The organism is Planococcus sp. YIM B11945, assembly GCF_050864155.1.
GTDB lineage: Bacteria > Bacillota > Bacilli > Bacillales_A > Planococcaceae > Planococcus.
In genome coordinates, this window is record NZ_JBOZWR010000004.1 from 236,882 (window position 1) to 257,301 (window position 20,420).

The following is a 20,420-nucleotide window of genomic DNA, read 5'->3' on the forward strand; positions in this document are numbered from 1 at the left end:
CTCAGCGATAATAAAAAGCGGATGCTTCTTGCTCAGCACCCGCTTTTTATTTGTCTTTATTTATTTTTTCACCAATTCTTTGCTGACGCATTCGCTGATGACTTGAGGTTCATCAATCCGGTCTGACGTCACTTCGACTTGATATAATTTGTTGTTGTGCATAAATTTGAAAATGCCGTTATCAAAATCGGTCCCGATTTCTTTAAAGAAAATGCCTTCTAACTGGCATTCTTTTGATTGGGTAAACCGAAGCTGATAGCCTTCGCTGTCTCTTACCACGTAACAGCGCACCCCTTTTTCAAATTCTTCGTGTTCCTCGCCTTTAAGCGTTCGGGCTACAGAAACCACATGGAAGTCGACAAAAGGAATTTCCCGCAGCAGCGTGTTCATGAACGATCCTTTGGTAATTTCTTCCCATCGGCTTTTTGCGGTCTGGCCGATGACGATTTGCGTGATGTTGTGTTTGTTTGCAACTTCCGCAATCACTTTTGCAGGAGGGCGTTTTTCATTGTCTCGGATGATAAACTCTTCTGCACCGTATTCTTCAGCCAGTTCTTTCCAGCGTTCCACATAGGCTGATTTGTCTGCATCAAATTCATCAAAAGGAAGAGAATCCACTGTAAGAATATACAACGGACAATCCAGCATGGCTGCCAGCTTATTGCCGCGATTTATGAGCCGTTCACCATTTGGCCCGTAAAATGCGCAAACGAGTATGCTTTCGTCCATCCGTCCTCTAATTTTTCTCATTTCATTTTCCCTCCAGGGATTGTATTCGCAAGCGTGTACTTCAAAACCATGAAATTATACTGCGGATTTGTTTTTAAATCAAGTAGCTGTTCCCTGCCCCTAAGGGATTTATACCGGAATCTATTCTTCTGCTGGCCGTGAGGCATGAAAGAAACCACAAATTCATGTATAATTTACACTATATGCACTAATTTCTATGATCCATTCAAATCAGTATACGCCATTTTTTAAAAAATGCCAGTTAATACACCATTCCCATTTATCTATATTCTGAATCAGGAGGCTTTATTATGCACGTATTAATTCTTGCTGTTTTATTGCCGTTTTTTGCGGCTGCTCTTATCCCCATTCTACATAGGCGCCTAAGGCGTTTCAACCTCGGTTGGCTGATACTCGCCATTCCATTGATTTTGGTTACTGTTTTTGCCCTGCAAATTCCCACCATTTCTTCCGGTGAAGCCGTTTTTGCCGGGCTAAACTGGATTCCTTCTCTCGGAATCAACTTCACCATTTATTTAGACGGCCTCAGCTTAATCTTAGCGTTGCTCATTACAGGAATGGGCAGCCTTGTCGTGCTCTATTCCATCTACTATTTATCCTCAACCGATTCACTGCCGCATTTTTATGCCTATCTGCTCTTGTTCATGGGTGCGATGCTTGGAGTTGTTTTATCCGACAACTTGCTTGTGCTGTATGTTTTCTGGGAACTGACCAGCATTTCCTCTTTTTTATTGATCGCTTTCTGGTACCACCGGAAAAATTCACGCTACGGTGCACAAAAGTCTTTGCTGATTACCGTATTCGGCGGCTTTGGGATGCTCGCCGGCTTTTTGATGCTTTATTCTATTTCCGGAACCTTCAGTGTACGGGATTTGGTTGCATCCGCCGGCCAGTATGCAGACCACGCGTTGTTTTACCCGGCGTTATTTCTTGTGCTGCTTGGGGCTTTTACAAAATCCGCCCAGTTTCCGTTCCATATTTGGCTGCCGGATGCGATGGAAGCGCCGACTCCCGTCAGCGCCTATCTGCATTCTGCCACCATGGTTAAAGCCGGCATCTACGTTGTTGCCCGTTTCACACCTGTTTTCGGCGGCACTTCGGCCTGGTTTTGGACGGTCACCATTGTCGGCCTTGTGACGCTTTTCTGGGGTGCGTTCTGCGCAGTACGCCAAACCGATTTAAAGGCATTGCTCGCCTACTCGACAATCAGCCAGCTCGGCTTGATCATGAGTTTGTTCGGGCTTGGGTCTGCTGCACTCTATTTTGGGGACGGCAAAGAAGGAGCTTTTTATGGCCTCGCCACATTTGCCGCACTTTTCCATCTGGTCAACCACTCTACTTTTAAAGGCGCTTTGTTCATGGTCATCGGCATCGTCGACCATCAAGTCGGTACCCGGGATATCCGCAGGCTAGGCGGCTTGATCGCTTTCTTGCCGATCACCTTTACGTTCGCCGTCATTGGCAGCTTTTCAATGGCCGGCATCCCTCTGTTCAATGGCTTTTTAAGCAAAGAGATGTTTTTCACCGCATCTCTTCATGCTGCCAACCTCTCTGCTTTTTCTGCGGAAACTTGGGGTTGGATTATTCCGGTCATTGCTTGGACCGCCAGCGTTTTAACGTTCGTCTACAGCATGATCATCGTTTTCCGGACGTTCCTTGGGTCAAAGCAATCCAAAAAGCCGGAAAAGAAAACGGTCGAACCGCCATTCGGCATGCTTGTTCCCCCAGCCATTTTATCAATCATGATCATTGGATTGTTTTTTGCCCCTAATTTACTGGGAGACCATTTGCTGCGCCCGGCCTTGTCCGGCATTTTGCCCGGCATTACCGGCGCGGCTCCGCACATTAGCGCTTGGCACGGCTTCAACGCGGAATTGTGGATGACGCTCGGCGTTATCGTCATTGGCGCCCTGCTTTATAAGTATTTGCGCTATTGGCGGAAGATTTACACCGTCTTTCCGGACGACTGGACGTTTAATCAGCTATACAATCAACTGCTGGCAAAAACCGAAAAAAATTCAACTTCCGTTACTTCCATCTATATGACCGGCCATCTTCCTCATTATTTCGCCTATATTTTCAGCTTCTTTATTTTAACTGCTGGAGGCGTTTTTCTTTTCACGGGTGGAATGGCGTTTACTACAGTTAACGATTCATCCATCCGCTCCTATGAGTTCATGCTAACGGTTGTCATGATGATTGCTGCAGTTGCCATCCTGTTTGCCAAATCGCGCTTGACCGCGACCCTGCTCAACGGTGTGCTCGGCTATTCCATCGCCATATTCTTTGTGCTGTTCCGCGCTCCTGATTTGGCATTGACCCAATTGGTCATTGAGACAGTGACAACCGTTTTGTTTCTTCTTTGTTTCTACCATTTGCCGGACTGGAAAGCGGAAACTTCTCCGCGCCATGTAAAAATCAGAAATGCAGTTATTGCCATTTCCGGCGGTTTGACGGTCACTTTAATCGGACTTTCTGTCAACAGCGGCGCCAAATTCGATTCGATTTCCGGCTTTTTCGAGAATTCGTATGAGCTTGCTGGAGGAAACAATATTGTCAATACCATTTTAGGGGATTTCCGCGGATTTGATACGATGCTCGAGTCGCTCGTTCTGTTCATTGCCGGAATCGGGGTTTACACGCTGATCCGCTTGAAAGCGAAAAAGGAGGTGCCGAAAGATGAAAATCAATGACGTTATTTTACGGACGGTCGCTAAAGCCGGAGTCTTGATCATTTTTACATTCGGCATTTACTTGTTTTTCTCTGGCCACCATAACCCAGGCGGCGGATTTATCGGCGGCTTGGTGCTCGCTTCTGCCTTTGTTTTGCTGTTTTTGTCGCATGAGTCGGAAACCGTCAGTGATGCCATCCCGATCGATTTTAAAAAACTGTCGGCGCTTGGTGTGCTGATCGCCTTATTGAGCGGCATCGCTCCGGTCTTTTTTGGCCAGCCGTTCCTCAGCCAGTCGTTCGGCTATTTCGACCTCCCTTTCTACGGAAAAACCGAACTTGCTACCGTAATGATTTTCGAAACCGGCATTGCGCTGACTGTGATCGGCGTAGTCGTGAATATTATTTTAAGCATAAGTGAGGATGAGTAGCACATGGAAACCTTGATTATCATCCTAGTGGGTGTGCTTACCGCCGCCGCTATTTATTTACTGCTTTCCCGGAATTTGATCCGCGTGATTTTAGGGACCGCCTTGTTATCGCACGCTGTCCATTTGTTGATTTTGACAATGGGCGGCTTGAAAAAAGGAACCGTTCCTTTGCTCGGCGAAGAAGCCGAAAGTTACGTCGATGCTTTGCCCCACGCCCTGATCTTAACTGCCATTGTCATCAGTTTTGCGGTTACCGCATTTATTTTGGTATTGGCTTATCGGGCTTACCAGGAACTTGGAACTGATGACTTAAAAGCAATGAGAGGTGGCGCTGATGACTAATATTATTGTCATGCCGATGCTTTTGCCGATTGTGGCAGGCGTACTGTTGATCTTCCTTCGTACATATGGCCGGACGCAGGCCTGGATTGGTATCGGAGTGATGGCAGGAACCGCCGGAATTGCCGGCTATTTACTGAATGAAATACAAAAAAACGGGATTTTACGCCTTGACTTCGGCGGCTGGGCTCCGCCGTTCGGCATTTCGTTTGTCGCCGATTCATTTTCCGTCCTTCTGGTGTTAACATCCAGCATCGTCGCTGCAATTTGTTTGCTGTATGCGTTGTTCGCCACCAGCAAGGCCCAATCAACGATGTACTTTTACCCCACTGCCCTTTTTCTTGTCGCGGGCGTCAATGGCTCGTTTTTGACTGGCGATTTATTCAATTTGTTTGTCTGTTTTGAAGTGATGTTATTGTCTTCCTACGTTCTTCTAACATTGGGCGGCTCCAAAACCCAGCTGCGGGAAGCCATCAAGTACGTCACCATCAATATTGTGTCTTCTTGGTTCTTTTTGGTTGCACTTGCCTATTTATACGGAGTCGCCGGCACGTTGAATATGGCGCATTTGTCCGTACGGGTAGCGGAAGTTGGGCAAGGCCCGCTCCTGACAACCATCAGCATTGTCTTCTTGGTGGTCTTCAGCTTAAAGGCCGGTTTGCTTCTTTATTATTGGCTACCAGGTTCTTATAGCGCTCCGCCGATTGTGACTTCCGCTTTGTTCGGTGCGCTGCTGACAAAAGTGGGCGTCTACGCGATGTTCCGGATCTTTTCACTGATCTTTTATCATCAGCCCGAAATTACCCATACGATTATCGGCATTATGGCCGCACTGACGTTGATCGGCGGCAGCCTCGGCGCTATTGCGTTTGACGATATCCGAAAAATCGCCGCGTATAACGTAGTAATTGCTGTCGGGTTCATGATGGTCGGCTTGGCGGTTTCCACTCCCAATTCTTTTGAGGGCGCCACTTATTATTTGATTCACGATATGGTCGTCAAAGCGCTCTTGTTCCTTCTTGTCGGTACCATGATTACGTTGACGGGCACAGCACAGATCGGCAAAATGAGCGGCATGATCAAGAACTATCCTGTGTTGGGCTGGTCATTCTTTATTGCGATGCTGTCGCTTGCCGGAGTCCCTCCGCTCAGCGGCTTTATCGGCAAAGTGCTTGTGTCGGAAGGTGCAATTGAAGCGGGGGCGTATGGACTGCTCGCTCTTGCGTTGTTGTCCAGCTTGTTCATTTTGTACTCGCTGCTCCGCATTTTCAAAAACAGCTTCTGGGGCGAGACCATTATTAGCCGCGACGAACAAGTTCCGGTGAAAAAAGGGTTTTTAGTGCCGATCGTCTTGCTGGTGCTTTTAACGGTCGGCATCGGGCTTGGTGTCGAAGGGCTTTCTATTTACGTCACCGATGCGGCAAATACGTTGGCCAACCCGACTATTTACATTGACGCGGTTTTGGAAAACGGCCAGCCATAAGCCACTTACCTGAAAGGAGGGAATGCGCATGCCCGCCCAATTTTTAATAAATATCATGATTGCGACGCTTTGGACATTGCTGATGGACGAAGACGCCTTGTACTTGAGCACGTTCTTGTCCGGCTATTTAGTCGGGATTATCATTTTGTTTTTGATGCACCGGTTTTTCGGTACGAAGTTTTACTTGATACGGGTTTTTTCCGCGATTAAATTGTTGTGGATTTTTATTAGGGAACTGTTTCAATCCAGCTGGCTGATCATGAAGCAAATTCTAAGCCCAAAGATAAACATTCAGCCGGGCATTTTCACGTACGAGCACAATATGCGGGGTGATTATGAACTGACGACGCTCGCTCTTTTGCTAACGTTGACTCCGGGGTCTGTAGTGATGGAAGTCTCCCCTGACGGCAAAGTATTTTATATCCATGCCATGGATATTGAAACGTCGCGCGGTGAGGTGCTAAGGTCAATAAAGGCGTTTGAAAAAGCCATTATGGAGGTGACGAGAAATTGATCAATACGGTATTAACCATCGCTTTATCGCTGTTTCTCTTGGCCATCTTGTTGTCGCTGTACCGGATCATCAGAGGACCGTCGATGTCCGACCGTGTTGTAGCACTGGATATGATCGGCGTAAACTTGATTTCCGGTGTCGCGGTTTTTTCTGTGGTGCTCAGCACCCATGCTTTTCTGGAAGTTATTTTAATCGTCGGGATCTTAGCATTTATCAGCACCATCGCCTTGTCCCGTTTCGTCGAAAGGAAGGATATCGTTGAACATAAGCGCCGTCATTGAATCCATTGGAGTGTTCCTTATCTTAATAGGAGGAATCATGGCAGTCATCAGCGCTATCGGAATCCTCCGCCTTCCGGACGTCTATACGCGTTCCCATGCAGCCACTAAAAGTTCCACCCTTGCTGTGCTGCTGTCTCTTTCGGGAACATTCATCTACTTTTGGGCAGCTGAAAATTTCATCAGTGTCCGCGTCTTGCTCGGTATTATTTTTGTATTCTTGACTGCTCCGGTAGCCGGCCATTTAATCACCCGCGCCGCTTACCGCTCGCACGTGAAACTTTCGGATTCTTCTACAGAAGATGCGTTGAAAGAAGTTTTGCATCCGGATAAAACCGATCAATAATGCATGATTTTTTCGCGGCTGCATTCCGTCCCTTCTCTAACTCAGCTTTCGTATGAATTGACGCTAATTTACGAAAGCAAGTAAAAGCCGTATGGAACCTGTGCAAGGTTCCATACGGCTTTTATTTCATTTTCCGCAAAGGAAAGATTGCGACCAAAGTAAGCCACAAGGTTTTAGGCCTCCGTTTTTTCTCAGGCTTCATGGCCTTGTTGCTTTCAACTTCCTTTAGAATTTCTTCATTTTTTTGCCGAATCAGCCTTTCATCAATCTGGAACATATTTACTTCCTCCTTTGTTACAGGGAGAGTTCGCCAATATTTTGAAGACCGGTTCCTTGGCTGTTCACCGTTTCCCCCTGGTTTTTGATTTGCCCTTCAATGGCTCGGATTTTGCTTTGCAATGCGCCTTTTAACTGAGGGTCAACTACTTGGATTTCCCCGAACAAATCGATTGCCGCCAATTTTTGTTGAATCGTCTCTACCGTTACGTCAGCGTTCAGCGAAAGCAGCCCTTCAACGATTAGATTTACCGGCTGGTTCCACCCTAGAAAATGTTCATTTGACCATTCTTGCTCACCTTCAACCACCACAAATTGATGGGGGTAAGACAAGACTTCCGTGTCCAAGCGATCCAAACGTTCATACACCAGGTCTTCTATTTCTTCACTGCAGACAATGAAGGATTTTGAATCGATTTTTTCAAATGCCGACTCAAATGCCTCCCGTGAAATATCCGCTTCCAGAAGGATAGGTTTTTTCGTCTGGACTTTTTTCCTCCGAAAGCTGCGGATGGACCGTGAGTTAAGCTTGATTTTATGTTTTATGACTTCATATCCGGCAGGTATGACATTGACGACTCCATTTACGGAAGAAGCCAATTTTTTGTAAAAGGCGGTTTCTTGTTCTTCGTGCAAATTGATGACTCCATTTATCTCGAGCTTGCTGATTTTTTCTTCAAATAAATTCATGTCCAGTTCCATCGGCAAGGCCAATACCCCGTTCACTACCAATTCGATCGGCTCTTCTGCTGCATATAGAAACGAGTTGCTTAACGTAAAATTTCCATTCTCCATGCGCGGCAGCTTTTTTTCATATGCCTTGATGACCGGGCTTCCTTCTGAAAAACGCTGGCTGACAATCCCTTTTAACGGAGAAGGCGCATAAATGTCTCCATGCACGATTAAATTTGGCATAGGCTGTTCAAGCTGTTCCCGTTCAACGTCCAAAGCGATAACGACTGTGCCCATAACAATTGTTTTCGGCTGCTGCTCAAGCGACTGCAAATAAGCGCGGTCAATTAGCAAATCTCCCTGGTAAAAGTTGTAGCCTTCAAGAACTTCCACGGTTTTTCCGATGTTTCCAATGCTTAAAGCTGCTAGTAAATGAGACTGTCCACTCCGATACAACACCATGCCGACATTGCCGATGCTTTCGTAGTGCCTTACGCTTTCTTCTGTTGCATTTAATAAATTCAAAATCCCTACATTGCCGATTCGCTGAGCCATCATCGATCATCCTCCATTATCCTTCTCAAAGTTTTCACTGCAAAATGCAATTTGTACCGGACTGTTGCCGCCGGAACATTCAACTGCTCCCCGATTTCCTTGCTGGTCATTCCGAGCCAATACCGTTTGAACACCAGATCGCTCATTTCAGGAGACAAATGAGATAAAAGATCCGCCATTTCCACCGGATTCATGGCCAAATGCTTTTCCGGAAAATCGGTATCGTCTTCCCACGCCGACAACCATGTGTCTTTTCTTCGGTCATCAATAAGCCGATTTTTCATAACCCGAAAAAACCAAGCTCGCTGTTTATAAATAGGCAGTTCGAGAAGCTCTTGTTCGTAAAGCGATTTTTCCAGAGCATCCTGTACCAAATCGTCCGCTTCCTGCTCATGCCGAGAAATGGAACGGGCGAAGCGGTGCAAATCTGCTTTTAAGTTTTCGTACATCTGTGCCGCTTCCATTCCATCCCCCACTTTTTGAAGCAGATTGCCTTTTCATTAAGATAACGAATGAAGAAGGCAAAGTGTTTGAAAAAAATAAAGAATTTAAAAATAAATGATGTGGCCGCAACAATTCAATGATAATTGCAGCTTTCGCATTTTCTCAAAAAAGGCAAAAAAAATCAGCAAACCGCTTTTGCGGCTTGCTGATTTTCTATTCTTAATACCGTTCAGCTTCATGGCCTTTGCTTGCGGCTGCTTGCGCTACTTTGTTTGCAGCAGGTTTGCCGTATACGCGAGGCTCTGAATCTTTCATTTCTTTCGACGCTTGGATTTTTTGTTCCATGTTTTCACGGACGCGGCGGCCGTAATCTTCATCCGCCTGTGTGAAATGGTAAATCATTTCTTCTTGGATGCGCGGGTCGCATACTGATAACGCGTCGCCCAAGTTGTTGATCAACTCATCTCGCTCCCAATCTTCAAAGCTGCGATATGTTTCGCCCGCTTGGCCATAGTTATTGGTGCGGTCGATCGGCTGGCTCACAACTTTGGCATTGTATGCCGGTTCATGAGTCGGTGCCACTTTTTCGGCTTCTTTCACGCCGCCAAGAACAGAAGGCTCGTAATTGATGTGCGGATTAGGCACATGTTCCGCTGGACGGTCCATTTGTCCGCCGTATTGGTTTGTCGCTACGCGCTTTTTCGGTGCGTTGACCGGCAATTGCAGGTAGTTGGCTCCAACACGGTAACGTTGTGTATCCGAATACGAGAATGTGCGCCCTTGCAACATCTTGTCATCTGAGAAATCAAGGCCGTCTACAAGGACCCCTGTACCAAATGCCGATTGTTCAATTTCTGCATGGTAGTTTTCCGGGTTGCGGTTCAATACCATTTTTCCGACAGGAAGGAATGGGAATTTATCCTGCGGCCATAATTTGGTATCGTCAAGCGGATCAAAATCAAGTTCGGCATGCTCATCGTCGCTCATAATCTGAACAAACAATTCCCACTCCGGATAGTCTCCGCGTTCAATCGCTTCGAATAGATCCTGTGTCGCGTGCCCAGTATTTTCCGCCTGGATTTCTGTAGCTTCTGCCTGCGTCAAGTTGCGGATGCCTTGTTTCGGCTCCCAGTGGTACTTAACGAGAACGGCTTCGCCTTTATCGTTTACCCATTTGTACGTATTAACGCCAGAACCTTGCATGTGGCGGTAAGTTGCCGGAATGCCCCATGGCGAGAACAGGAACGTGATCATATGCGTCGCTTCTGGCGTACGCGCTACAAAGTCGAACATGCGCTCAGGGTTCGGAACGTTTGATACTGGGTCGTTTTTAAATGCATGGATCATATCCGGGAATTTCATCGCATCGCGGATAAAAAAGATTTTTAAGTTATTCCCGACCAAATCCCAGTTGCCATCTTCTGTATACATTTTAACTGCAAATCCTCGTGGGTCGCGTGCAGTTTCAGAAGAATGCCGAGATCCTGCTACTGTAGAAAAACGCACCATTAACGGCGTTTGCTTGCCAGCGCCTGAAAAGACTTTTGCACGGGTATATTTTTCTACCGGCTCATCGCCGACTTTGCCGTAAGTTTCAAAATAGCCAAATGCTCCCGCACCGCGTGCGTGGACAATTCGCTCAGGAATTTCTTCACGGTCAAAATGCGAAATTTTTTCGATGAAATGATAGTTTTCAAGAGTTGCAGGTCCGCGATTTCCAACGGTCCGGATATTCTGGTTGTCTTTAACAGGATGCCCTTGACGGGTCGTTAGGGTTTCTTCACTCTCACCTGTTCCCATTTTCAGATTCTTGTCTTCGTTATTTTCTGTCATACGAATCCTCCTCTGTTTTTTTCTATCATTGTATTTTTCCCGCTTCTCTTGGTATTAAACATTTCACTTCCCAAAACCTTCCGGAAAGATGGAAATTCACATATTCTTCACAAAGCTATCTGCAGCTCTACCGGACAATGGTCGGAGCCAAAGACTTCAGCGTGTATTTTTGCCCCCAGCAGTTTTTCCGAAAGCCTGCTAGACGCAATAAAATAATCAATGCGCCACCCAATATTTTTGGCCCGGCAGTCCGACCGGTAAGACCACCACGAATATTTGCCGGGTGCATCCGGATAAAAATAGCGGAACGTATCAACAAATCCACTCGCCAAAAAATCCGATATTTTCCCGCGTTCTTCCGGTGTAAACCCCGAATTCTTCAAATTGGCTTTTGGGTTTTTCAAGTCGATTTCTTCGTGTGCCACATTCAAATCCCCGCACAGTACAACGGGTTTTTGCTGGTCCAACTTTTTCACGAACTCGAGAATTGCGTCTTCCCAAAGCAGCCGGTAATCGAGCCGCAGCAAACCGTGCTGGGAATTCGGCGTGTAGACGGTCGCCACAAAACAGTCCTCGAATTCAAGCGTGATGATGCGCCCTTCTGTATCATGCTCTTCAATGCCAAGCCCATAATGGACGGCAATCGGCTTTATTTTTGTAAAAATGGCGGTTCCGGAATAGCCTTTCTTTTGGGCATAATTCCAATATGTATAATAGCCAGGAAGCTCCATTTCGATCTGCCCTTCCTGCAATTTGATTTCCTGGAGGCAAAACACATCTGCGTCCACTTTCTGAAAAAACTCCATAAATCCCTTTTTTACAACAGCCCTCAAGCCGTTGACGTTCCACGATATTAATTTCAAGCTGGTACCTTCTTTCCCGTTATCTATTTCTATATATGTTGAACATGATAAGTTGGATGGTCGATATTCTGCAAACGAGCTACGAAGATATGGGCTAAAGGAAGTTTGGCCAATATCTTCACGACGAGCTTGCGCAGGAGAAATATTCTTTGCCCTTCCCAAAGCGTCCGAAGCGGCTTGTAAATAAACCGTTTTCTTTACTTCAACTTATATAGTGTAGCGAAAATCGGATATCCGCTCAAACAACTTTCCTTTTTCAATCATTTGCTAGAAAGCAGTAAATTTAAAGTAAATTTTTAGAATGTTCACCCAACATTCGGTTCTTCTTGTACAATAGACCTATCCGCTGTTAAGGAGAATGAATTCATGAAAAAATTTACGAAAGAAGAAAAAAGTTGGGCACTCTATGACTGGGGAAGTTCGGCATATTCCATTATCATTACCACCGCCATTTTTCCATTGTTTTATAAGAACGCGGCTACAGAAGCAGGAGTCAGCTTATCGGATTCCACCGCTTACCTCGGTTACACGATTGCCATTTTCACGTTTATTCTTGCCATGATTGGCCCCATTATGGGCACCATTGCCGATTACGAAGGCTTGAAAAAGAAGTTTTTTGCTTCCTTCTTCGTGGTCGGCGTAGGCGCCACCGCCATGCTTGCATTTATTCCGAGCGACAACTGGCTGCTGCTGTTGATCTGCTACACTTTTGCTGCACTGGGCGCTACAGGAGCCAACGTCTTTTATGACGCGTTCATCGTTGATGTCACTACTGAAAAACGTATGAACAATGTTTCTTCGTTTGGCTACAGTCTCGGGTATATCGGGTCAACTATCCCGTTTATTATTTCTATCGCAATTATTCTTTTATCCGGCGAAGACGGAGTGCTGCCGATTTCAACAATCACTGCAAGCCGCATTGCTTTTCTTATTACAGCGCTTTGGTGGGTGGCGTTTTCCATCCCGATGTTCAAAACGGTGCGCCAACGTTATTACATTGAACGTGAACCTAACCCGCTTGCCCAAAGCTTTAAAAGGCTTAGCAAGACCGTTCGTGAAATCCGCCAGTACCGCGCATTGTTTTTGTTCTTGATGGCGTATTTCTTCTACATTGATGGAGTCGGCACCATCATTAACATGTCCACTGCCTATGGCACCGACCTCGGGTTAAGTTCGACGAATTTGTTGATCGTGCTGTTTGCTACCCAAGTAGTGGCTGCACCGTTTGCCCTTTTATACGGCAGGCTGTCTGAACGGTTTACCGGCAAAAAAATGCTGTACGTCGGCATTTGCGTTTACATCATCGTCTGCATTTATGCGTATTTCATGGAAACCATTACGGATTTCTGGATTTTGGCGATGCTGGTGGCGACAAGCCAAGGCGGCATCCAGGCGCTCAGCCGCTCTTATTTCGGCAAACTGGTCCCGAAAGAAAATTCCAATGAGTTTTTCGGTTTTTATAATATTTTCGGCAAATTCGCCGCTATTTTAGGCCCGCTGCTAGTGGCCGTGACGTCTCAAGTAACCGGAAATTCCAGCATGGGCGTCTTCAGCCTCGTGATTTTGTTTGTCATCGGATTGGTCATTTTATCACGCGTCCCGGAACCGAAGCCGCATAAAGCCGTGGATGAAATTGCGGCAGAATGAACAAATTTAGTTTTTTGCATATAAATAAGCCGATCCCAGAAAAGGGATCGGCTTATTTATTTAAGAAAGGCTTATTTTTTATCTTTTGGCGTAATAACAGCGCCGCCTGTAGCATTGTTTTCAATTGAAGCATCGCCTAATTCAATTACTTCAATTCCGCCTTTTTCTTTCTCAGCTTCTTTTTCAGCTTTTTTGATTTCTTTATCAGCTTTTTTTTCAGCTTTTTCATGTTCTTTATTTGCTTTTTCTTCAGCTTTCGCTTCTTTCATAACTTCTTTGCTTTGTTTCATCAATTCTTTTTGCTCTTTTGCTTCCTGCTGCTTCGCTTTCAGACCATCTACTTTGCCTTTAGCTTTTTCAGTTACACCGCTGGTTTTTTCTTTTACCTGGCCAAAAGCATCTTTTACTTTATCTGCGACGCCGCCGGATTTTTCTTCGCCTTCTCCGCCAGAGCCTTTTACTTTATCGGTGATGCCGCTCGCTTTTTCTTTTACTTGGCCAACCGTATCTTTCACTTTGGTTGTTAAATCGCCGCTTTTTCCTTTAACGGTTTCCTGCATCTCTTTGCCGCTCTTAGGAGTCAATAAAAGGCCAGCTGCCGCGCCAATAACTGCGCCAGTTACGATGCCTTTGGCAAAGGCGCCAGAACCGCTTTTGGGAATCGTTGATAATGGCACTGCGATTTTGCCAGCACGCACTAAACGTTCTTCAACTTCTTCAACGATGTCAAACAACGTGCGCCCTTTTGCTTCCACTAAAGGAACATTCATGTGAAAGTCTGCTAAATCTTCTTTGTCTCTCACTACTACACAATCATAATCTACTGCATCGGATTTTTGATCAAGCATGTCAACTGTATAACCTCTCGTTTCCAATGCCTCTTTTACTGAAACAAACGGTTGTTCTACTGCGATTTTTACCATTCCACGTCATCTCCCTTTTCCAAAGTGTCTATTTCTATGTTTCCCCTCATTTCATACATAATAAACACTGTAAGAATAATGAAATAATTTTAATATAAAAACCGCCGCTTCCTTGTAAAAGAGAAGCGGCATTATGTGTCCAAACGAATTAGAAAATGGGCATTCGTCCGCCACTTCCCTCCGCTGGTAATCCAAATCAGATTCAAAGGTTCCGAGCTTATGCCTGTCTCAGCCGACATCCTGCTCCCCTAGTGGTATTTTGAGTTTTACACTGTCTCAGAAAGGCCGACAACCTCTTTCGATTTTTCAAACTCGATGCGGTCGCCGCTTTTCGCATCAAAGAAATGGGCATGCGACATATCAAACGCAAGCCGTGCACGCTGTCCCGGCGCAATTTTTGAATCCGCGTCGACGCGAGCGACAAATTCCTGATCCGCGAACAAAGCATACAAAATGGTTTCAGCTCCCGTTAATTCAGAAACTGTAACCACTGCATCAAATTCGCTTATCGGCAGGCCTGTGAGATCTTCTGTCGTAACGTGGATATGTTCCGGCCGGATGCCGAGCGTGACTGCAGAACCTTCATATCCCCGTTCTTTCAGCATGCTGGCTTGCTCTGCCGGAATCGCCAGCGAACGGTCGCCCATAACAAATGAGCCGTTCGAGAGCGTCCCTTCAAAAAAGTTCATGGCCGGCGAACCGATAAAGCTGCCGACAAACCGATTCTTCGGAAAATCGTATACTTCTTTCGGCGTGCCGACTTGTTGAATAAACCCGTCTTTCATAATGACAATCCGAGTCGCCATTGTCATCGCTTCTGTTTGGTCATGCGTCACATATATAGTGGTCGTCTTTAACCGATTGTGGAGCTTGGCAATTTCTGCGCGCATTTGAACCCGCAGCTTTGCATCCAAGTTCGAAAGCGGCTCATCCATCAAGAAAACTTGTGCATCGCGGACGATGGCACGCCCCAAAGCGACACGCTGCCGCTGCCCGCCGGACAACACTTTCGGCTTTTTGTCCAAATACGGCTCCAGGCCAAGAATGGCCGCGGCCTCTTCCACCTTTTGCTTAATGTCCTGCTTCTTGAATTTCCGGAGCTTCAGCCCGAATGCCATATTTTCAAAAACCGTCATGTGGGGATACAGCGCATAGTTCTGGAACACCATCGCAATATCGCGTTCTTTCGGAGGCACTTCGTTCATCAATTTTCCGTTTATGTAAAACTCGCCTTCCGTGATTTCTTCAAGTCCCGCAATCATCCGCAGCGTCGTCGATTTTCCGCAGCCCGACGGCCCGACAAAGACAATAAACTCTTCGTCTTGAATATGAAGATTAAAATCCGAAACAGCTATAGCTCCATTGTCATAGGTTTTACCCAAACGATCGATCTTAATCTCTGCCATTCTGAATCCCCTCGTTCCTTTTTAATTTCATTATAGATAGTTTTCTGCAAATTACAAATATGTCCATGGAAAAGTGAAAGCACTTCGGTTATACTTCTCCTTATAAGTAGAAGCTGGGAATATTTAACCACCTTCTCTACTTTTTTTCAAAGATTTTAAAAAGAAGGTTTAACGCATCATCCAAACAGGTAAATTACTTCGGTGGTCTAAAATAGGCCTCGATAAATTACTTCGACTATCAAAGTAATTTCCTGTCATGCATTACTATTTTTTATTAATCTGAAGGAGTGGGGAAAATGAAGAATTTACGCAGTTTTATGCTTGTGCTTGCAGGCTTGGCTTTGTTCCTTAGCGGATGCGCCGGTTTTCAAACAAGCAGCGACACGGAAAGCCAAGAAAACGAAGAAGGCAAAACCGTTATCGACTTTTGGACATTCTGGGGATCCGAAATCCGCCGTCCGATCATTGAAAAAATCATCACCGACTTTAACGAATCCCAAGACAAAATTGAAGTAAAACACACGTACTTGCCGTTTGGCGATATTTGGACAAAAGAACTTGCAGCTATTGCTGCCGGCGATCCGCCTGATGTCGTGATCAACGATATTAATGCCACCGCTCTCCGCGGCCAGAAAGAACAGGCCATGAACTTATCATCGTTCTTGGAAAAAGACGATATTTCAAGCCGCTTCTACCCTGAACTGTGGGATGCCACTCTTTACGAAGGCGATTCTTACGGCATTCCGTTCAACACGGATACACGCGTTCTTTTCTATAACAAAGACGCTTTCAAAGAAGTTGGCCTAGATCCTGAAAAGCCGCCGACAACGTGGGCTGAACTTGAGGAATACGCCAAAAAACTAGACAAGAAATCAGGCAATGATTTCGACCGCATCGGGTTTTACCCGCTATGGGGGATTGGCTATGACGTATGGCTGCTAAACGCCAACGGCCAAAACTATTTTGACGAACAAAACAATTTTGAAATCGATACTGCAAAAAATGAAGATGTATTAAATTGGCTGAAATCATGGAAAGACCGCTTAGGCGAAGATGTCGTCAATTCGTACCAAGCACAAATCGACAGCCAGCAAGGGCACCCGTTCTTCAGCGGAGACTTGGCTATGATTGCCCAACAGCCAACGTTCTACACACAAATTCGCGACTATGCACCGGACTTGAATTTCGGCGTAGTTGAACTTCCTGAATACGAAGCTGGAAGCGGCCACACGAGCTGGGGCGGCGGATTCGTCGCTGAAATTCCGCAAGGATCGAAAAACGCGGATGCGGCTTGGGAATTTATTAAATACTTAACAGATGTGGATGCTCAGGAATATTGGGCTGTCCAAAACTTTGACAACATTGCCAACATCGAAGCCGCTGAATCTGCAGCGCAATCGGATGAGTTTAACGAAGCCGGTTCAATGGTTTACCAAATGGCCGTTGAGAACATGGAGAACACATTATTGACGCCAGTTCCAGTTATTGCACCGGATTTCAGCAGTTTGATCAATCCAAATATGGATGAGTTTTTCCTCGGTTCTATGACGGCTAAAGAAGCGTTAGAAAAATCACAAACCGACGTAGAAAGTTTAATCCAGAAAAACCAGTAAGCAAGGAGGACCTATTGTGGGCAAAAAAAGACTGACCATGCGGCGAAAGGAAAGCATCTATGGCTATATTTTTGTTATGCCGTGGATTATCGGATTTCTCGCTTTCACTGCGGGGCCTTTGGTATTTTCCTTTATGGCGAGTTTCACAAATTACAACATTACATCACAGATGGACTTTGTCGGAGGAGAAAATTACCAAGGGCTCTTTACAGAGGACAGTCTTTTTTGGACCTCTCTATGGAACACCTTGTATTTTGTCGCATTTTCCGTGCCGTTGACAACGCTTGGAGCGATCTTCCTGTCTGCCCTCTTAAATCAGGATATTCCGGGCATCCGTTATTTCCGGACGCTTTACTATTTACCCGCTGTTCTGTCGGGCGTCGGCGTCTACATGCTGTGGATGCAGCTGCTCGATCCCGGCACTGGGATGGTCAATCTGGTATTGGGCTGGGTCGGCATCGATGGCCCGAACTGGCTGTTTGATCCCGACTGGACCAAGCCTTCGCTGATCTTCATGAAACTGTGGAGCGTCGGCGGTTCAATGCTGTTGTATTTAGCGAGCATGCAGGGCGTTTCCAAAAACCTTTACGAAGCAGCTGAAATTGACGGCGCCAACACATGGAGAAAGTTTTTCCATATTACCATTCCGATGATCACGCCCGTTATTTTCTTTGACGTGGTGACCAGCCTGATCGGCGGGTTCCAAATTTTCCAGGAAGCCTACGTCATGTCCAATAACGGCGAAGGCGGCCCGGCAAATTCATTGCTGTTCTACAATTTGTATATGTGGAAACAAGCCTTCACCAACTTTAACATGGGCTACGCGATGGCCATGTCGTGGATTTTATTCGTCATCGTGTTCATCCTGACTATCTTTAATTTAAAACTCGCTCCTCGCTGGGTTCATTACGAAGGGGAGGAGAAATAATATGGCTAAAACGAACGATCTTGATTATTTAGACCGCGCCGATGGGTTGAAAAGCATTGAAACGCCGAATGAAAACCCAAGTTTCTTCGAAAATCGCGGAAACCGGAAAACCTTTTTGGTTGTTATCAATTTTGTTTTGCTCGCAGCCGGCAGCTTGCTCATCCTTTCACCACTTTGGTGGATGGTGGCAACTTCTTTGAAAACAATGGCGGAAGTCATGTCCTTCCCGCCATCGTTTTTTCCGGAGTCCTGGGTATTCAGCAACTACATCCGTACGTGGGAAGCAGCACCTTTCACCCGCTATACCATTAATACCTTAACGATTACGATATTCGTTGTAATTGGAAACGTGCTGTCCAATTCGTTTATCGCCTACGGGTTTGCGAAAATTCCGTTCAAAGGAAAAAACATCCTGTTTGCGATTGTGCTGGCGACGATGATGATTCCGGGATTCGTTACATTGATTCCACAATACGTCTTATTCGCCAAACTGAACTGGATCAACACGTATTATCCGTTAATTGTGCCAGCTTTCTTTGGAAGTGCGTTCAATATATTCTTGCTGCGCCAGTTTTACATGACAATTCCGACCGAATTGATTGAAGCCGCGAAGATGGAAGGCGCCAACCATTTCTACATTTGGTGGAAAATCGGATTGCCGCTGACGAAGCCGGCAATTGCTACTGTTGCCATCTTCTCTTTCAACGGCGCATGGAACGACTTTTTAGGGCCGCTATTGTATCTGAACGACGAGAACCTGTACACGCTGCAAATCGGTTTGCAGGTATTCAAAGGCCAAATGAGCACCCAGTGGAACTACTTGATGGCCGGATCGCTGCTTGTACTGCTGCCCGTCATCATGCTGTTCTTCTTTTTCCAGAAATACTTCATCCAAGGCATCAATTTACAGTCCGGAGGGAAGTAAAAGAAAAAATCCGATCTGCGTTTGTTCGCAGCTCGGATTTTTTTGATTTTGAATTTTTGAATTGAAAAGATGTGTGCGGTTGATGAAATTATGGAAGTATGAGGAGAAAATATGCATGTTCCATGGAAAATACGCACACTCCGTGAATAATACGCACGCTCCATGAATAATACGCACGCTCCATAAATAATACGCACGCTCCATAAATAATACGCACGCTCCATGAATAATACGTACGCTCCATGAATAATACGTACGCTCCGCGAGAAATACGCACAAAAAAGCGCCCTGCTTTTGCAGGGCGCTTTTTTCCGTTTACACGGTTGCTTTTTCTTTTTTGATTTGTTTGCTTCGCAATTGGCCGCAGGCTGCATCGATGTCTGCCCCTTGTTCGTGGCGGACGCCGCAGTTGATGCCTTTTTTCTTTAAGGCGTCATAGAAAGCGCTAATCGCTTCCGGCGTGCTTTGTTTGTACTGGTCGTGTTCATCAACCGCGTTGTAAGGAATCAAGTTGACGTAAGACAAATGGCGTTTGTCTTCCAACAGCTTCGCCAATTGGTTGGCTTCTTCGACATGGTCGTTGACGTCGCGCAATAAAATATATTCAAACGTGATGCGGCGGTTTGATTTTTCCAAGTAATAATCGATTGCGGCCATCAATTTTTCAATTGGGTAGGCTTTGTTGATTTTCATGATGCGTGAACGCAGTTCGTTGTTTGGCGCGTGGATGGAAATCGCCAAGTTTACTTGCAAGCCTTCATCCGCGTAATCGTAAATCTTCGGCACGATGCCGCTTGTTGATACGGTAATGTGGCGAGCTCCGATAGCCAATCCTTTTGGTGAATTGACGACGTTCAAGAAGCCCATCAAGTTTTTGTAGTTGTCGAACGGTTCGCCGATGCCCATAACCACAATGTGGCTGACGCGCTCATCTTTTTGCTGTGCATCAAAGTGAGCCTGCACTTTCATGATCTGCTCGACGATTTCGCCTGCAGTCAAATCGCGGCTTTTCTTCAACAGTCCGCTTGCGCAGAAGCTGCAGCCGATGTTGCAGCCGACTTGTGTCGTAACACAAACCGAGTTGCCGTATTTAAAACGCATCAAGACAGTTTCGATCAAGTTGCCATCTTGCATTTGGAATAAGAATTTAATCGTTCCGTCCGCAGACTCCTGTTTGACTGTTTCTTTTAATGTTTGAATCGCAAAGTTGTCTTCAAGCAGCTGAATGCAGTCTTTTGAAAGGTTGTTCATCTCTGAGAATTCAGAGACGCGTTTAATATATAGCCAGTCCCAAACTTGTTCGGCACGGTATTTTTTCTGTCCATTTTCCAAAAACCAATCTTTTAGTTGATCTAACGTCAAGCCGTAGATGGAATTTTTCATTATTAGTACCCTCATTTCGAATTTCACAATTGCTTATTATAATACTAAAAATAGCGCTTGACAACAACTATTTTTGTTTAGACAGAAAACTCTGTTATCGCACAGGAGTGTAAGCGGTATTATTTCAGGGTAGTAATCTA

20 protein-coding genes are annotated in these 20,420 nt (G+C 45.7%); 11 read left to right on the forward strand and 9 right to left on the reverse strand.

The genetic code is table 11. From position 1 onward, the window contains the following. Positions 1-60: 60 nt before the first annotated feature. Entirely contained in the window at positions 61-750 is a 690-nt protein-coding gene (locus tag ACRRQV_RS09155; RefSeq protein ID WP_432529969.1) for a universal stress protein, read from the reverse strand. Positions 751-1,040: 290 nt separating this feature from the next. Between ACRRQV_RS09155 and ACRRQV_RS09160 the strand changes: the two genes are divergently transcribed. Genes ACRRQV_RS09160 through ACRRQV_RS09190 form a run of 7 tightly spaced genes read left to right on the forward strand, consistent with a single transcriptional unit; the run spans position 1,041 to position 6,812 of the window. Next, positions 1,041-3,443: a Na+/H+ antiporter subunit A gene (locus ACRRQV_RS09160; protein ID WP_432529971.1), complete on the forward strand. Its 2,403-nt coding sequence runs from the start codon at positions 1,041-1,043 to the stop codon at positions 3,441-3,443. Continuing rightward, positions 3,430-3,852: a Na(+)/H(+) antiporter subunit B gene (locus tag ACRRQV_RS09165; protein ID WP_432529973.1), complete on the forward strand. Its 423-nt coding sequence runs from the start codon at positions 3,430-3,432 to the stop codon at positions 3,850-3,852. The genes ACRRQV_RS09160 and ACRRQV_RS09165 overlap by 14 nt, the downstream gene beginning before the upstream one ends. Before the next feature lie 3 nt (positions 3,853-3,855). Continuing rightward, positions 3,856-4,194, forward strand: a complete 339-nt coding sequence (locus ACRRQV_RS09170; protein WP_432529975.1) for a Na(+)/H(+) antiporter subunit C — start codon at positions 3,856-3,858, stop codon at positions 4,192-4,194. After that, a complete protein-coding gene (locus tag ACRRQV_RS09175) occupies positions 4,187-5,674 on the forward strand; it encodes a Na+/H+ antiporter subunit D (protein ID WP_432529977.1) in 1,488 nt (495 codons plus the stop codon). Before ACRRQV_RS09170 ends, ACRRQV_RS09175 begins: the two co-directional genes overlap by 8 nt. 28 nt (positions 5,675-5,702) lie before the next feature. Next, entirely contained in the window at positions 5,703-6,188 is a 486-nt protein-coding gene (locus ACRRQV_RS09180; RefSeq protein ID WP_432529979.1) for a Na+/H+ antiporter subunit E, read from the forward strand. Then, complete coding sequence (locus tag ACRRQV_RS09185) at positions 6,185-6,469, forward strand: Na(+)/H(+) antiporter subunit F1 (RefSeq protein ID WP_432529981.1); 285 nt, start codon at positions 6,185-6,187, stop codon at positions 6,467-6,469. Before ACRRQV_RS09180 ends, ACRRQV_RS09185 begins: the two co-directional genes overlap by 4 nt. Then, a complete protein-coding gene (locus ACRRQV_RS09190; protein ID WP_432529983.1) occupies positions 6,447-6,812 on the forward strand; it encodes a Na+/H+ antiporter subunit G in 366 nt (121 codons plus the stop codon). Before ACRRQV_RS09185 ends, ACRRQV_RS09190 begins: the two co-directional genes overlap by 23 nt. 121 nt (positions 6,813-6,933) lie before the next feature. On the opposite strand, the gene ACRRQV_RS09195 is transcribed toward ACRRQV_RS09190, so the two are convergent. The 5 genes from ACRRQV_RS09195 to ACRRQV_RS09215 form a co-directional block, all read right to left on the reverse strand. Further along, positions 6,934-7,089, reverse strand: a complete 156-nt coding sequence (locus ACRRQV_RS09195; protein ID WP_432529985.1) for a hypothetical protein — start codon at positions 7,087-7,089, stop codon at positions 6,934-6,936. A gap of 17 nt (positions 7,090-7,106) precedes the next feature. Beyond that, entirely contained in the window at positions 7,107-8,318 is a 1,212-nt protein-coding gene (locus ACRRQV_RS09200) for a hypothetical protein (protein WP_432529987.1), read from the reverse strand. Next, entirely contained in the window at positions 8,315-8,791 is a 477-nt protein-coding gene (locus tag ACRRQV_RS09205; RefSeq protein ID WP_432529989.1) for an RNA polymerase sigma factor, read from the reverse strand. The genes ACRRQV_RS09200 and ACRRQV_RS09205 overlap by 4 nt, the downstream gene beginning before the upstream one ends. Positions 8,792-8,978: 187 nt before the next feature. Further along, positions 8,979-10,592, reverse strand: coding sequence for a catalase (locus ACRRQV_RS09210; protein WP_432529991.1), 1,614 nt, complete (start codon positions 10,590-10,592; stop codon positions 8,979-8,981). 107 nt (positions 10,593-10,699) lie between these two features. After that, entirely contained in the window at positions 10,700-11,455 is a 756-nt protein-coding gene (locus ACRRQV_RS09215) for an exodeoxyribonuclease III (protein WP_432529993.1), read from the reverse strand. A 366-nt stretch (positions 11,456-11,821) separates the two neighbouring features. On the opposite strand from ACRRQV_RS09215, the gene ACRRQV_RS09220 reads away from it, so the two are divergent. Beyond that, positions 11,822-13,102 (forward strand): MFS transporter, encoded by a 1,281-nt coding sequence (locus ACRRQV_RS09220; RefSeq protein ID WP_432529995.1) that lies wholly within the window; start codon positions 11,822-11,824, stop codon positions 13,100-13,102. A gap of 71 nt (positions 13,103-13,173) precedes the next feature. Here ACRRQV_RS09220 and ACRRQV_RS09225 read toward each other — a convergent pair whose 3' ends face one another. Further along, the gene (locus ACRRQV_RS09225; protein ID WP_432529998.1) at positions 13,174-14,025 is read right to left on the reverse strand and encodes a YkuS family protein; all 852 of its coding nucleotides are present in this window, start codon (positions 14,023-14,025) and stop codon (positions 13,174-13,176) included. Positions 14,026-14,291: 266 nt separating this feature from the next. After that, entirely contained in the window at positions 14,292-15,431 is a 1,140-nt protein-coding gene (locus ACRRQV_RS09230) for an ABC transporter ATP-binding protein (protein ID WP_432530000.1), read from the reverse strand. A 296-nt stretch (positions 15,432-15,727) separates the two neighbouring features. Between ACRRQV_RS09230 and ACRRQV_RS09235 the strand changes: the two genes are divergently transcribed. The 3 genes from ACRRQV_RS09235 to ACRRQV_RS09245 are packed head-to-tail and all read left to right on the forward strand — an operon-like array spanning position 15,728 to position 18,897. Next, positions 15,728-17,044, forward strand: a complete 1,317-nt coding sequence (locus tag ACRRQV_RS09235) for an ABC transporter substrate-binding protein (RefSeq protein WP_432530002.1) — start codon at positions 15,728-15,730, stop codon at positions 17,042-17,044. A gap of 16 nt (positions 17,045-17,060) precedes the next feature. Further along, positions 17,061-17,972 (forward strand): carbohydrate ABC transporter permease, encoded by a 912-nt coding sequence (locus ACRRQV_RS09240; protein WP_432530004.1) that lies wholly within the window; start codon positions 17,061-17,063, stop codon positions 17,970-17,972. 1 nt (position 17,973) lies between these two features. Next, entirely contained in the window at positions 17,974-18,897 is a 924-nt protein-coding gene (locus tag ACRRQV_RS09245) for a carbohydrate ABC transporter permease (RefSeq protein WP_432530006.1), read from the forward strand. Between the two features lie 315 nt (positions 18,898-19,212). Here ACRRQV_RS09245 and rlmN read toward each other — a convergent pair whose 3' ends face one another. Continuing rightward, positions 19,213-20,280, reverse strand: a complete 1,068-nt coding sequence (gene rlmN / locus ACRRQV_RS09250; RefSeq protein ID WP_432530008.1) for a 23S rRNA (adenine(2503)-C(2))-methyltransferase RlmN — start codon at positions 20,278-20,280, stop codon at positions 19,213-19,215. Positions 20,281-20,420: the final 140 nt, after the last annotated feature.

Coding starts and splice junctions, on each gene's coding strand:
- ACRRQV_RS09155 (WP_432529969.1), bottom strand. CDS start 750: ATGAGAAAAATTAGAGGACGGATGGACGAAAGCATACTCGTTTGCGCA.
- ACRRQV_RS09160 (WP_432529971.1), top strand. CDS start 1,041: ATGCACGTATTAATTCTTGCTGTTTTATTGCCGTTTTTTGCGGCTGCT.
- ACRRQV_RS09165 (WP_432529973.1), top strand. CDS start 3,430: ATGAAAATCAATGACGTTATTTTACGGACGGTCGCTAAAGCCGGAGTC.
- ACRRQV_RS09170 (WP_432529975.1), top strand. CDS start 3,856: ATGGAAACCTTGATTATCATCCTAGTGGGTGTGCTTACCGCCGCCGCT.
- ACRRQV_RS09175 (WP_432529977.1), top strand. CDS start 4,187: ATGACTAATATTATTGTCATGCCGATGCTTTTGCCGATTGTGGCAGGC.
- ACRRQV_RS09180 (WP_432529979.1), top strand. CDS start 5,703: ATGCCCGCCCAATTTTTAATAAATATCATGATTGCGACGCTTTGGACA.
- ACRRQV_RS09195 (WP_432529985.1), bottom strand. CDS start 7,089: ATGTTCCAGATTGATGAAAGGCTGATTCGGCAAAAAAATGAAGAAATT.
- ACRRQV_RS09200 (WP_432529987.1), bottom strand. CDS start 8,318: ATGATGGCTCAGCGAATCGGCAATGTAGGGATTTTGAATTTATTAAAT.
- ACRRQV_RS09210 (WP_432529991.1), bottom strand. CDS start 10,592: ATGACAGAAAATAACGAAGACAAGAATCTGAAAATGGGAACAGGTGAG.
- ACRRQV_RS09220 (WP_432529995.1), top strand. CDS start 11,822: ATGAAAAAATTTACGAAAGAAGAAAAAAGTTGGGCACTCTATGACTGG.
- ACRRQV_RS09225 (WP_432529998.1), bottom strand. CDS start 14,025: ATGGTAAAAATCGCAGTAGAACAACCGTTTGTTTCAGTAAAAGAGGCA.
- ACRRQV_RS09230 (WP_432530000.1), bottom strand. CDS start 15,431: ATGGCAGAGATTAAGATCGATCGTTTGGGTAAAACCTATGACAATGGA.
- ACRRQV_RS09235 (WP_432530002.1), top strand. CDS start 15,728: ATGAAGAATTTACGCAGTTTTATGCTTGTGCTTGCAGGCTTGGCTTTG.
- ACRRQV_RS09245 (WP_432530006.1), top strand. CDS start 17,974: ATGGCTAAAACGAACGATCTTGATTATTTAGACCGCGCCGATGGGTTG.
- rlmN (WP_432530008.1), bottom strand. CDS start 20,280: ATGAAAAATTCCATCTACGGCTTGACGTTAGATCAACTAAAAGATTGG.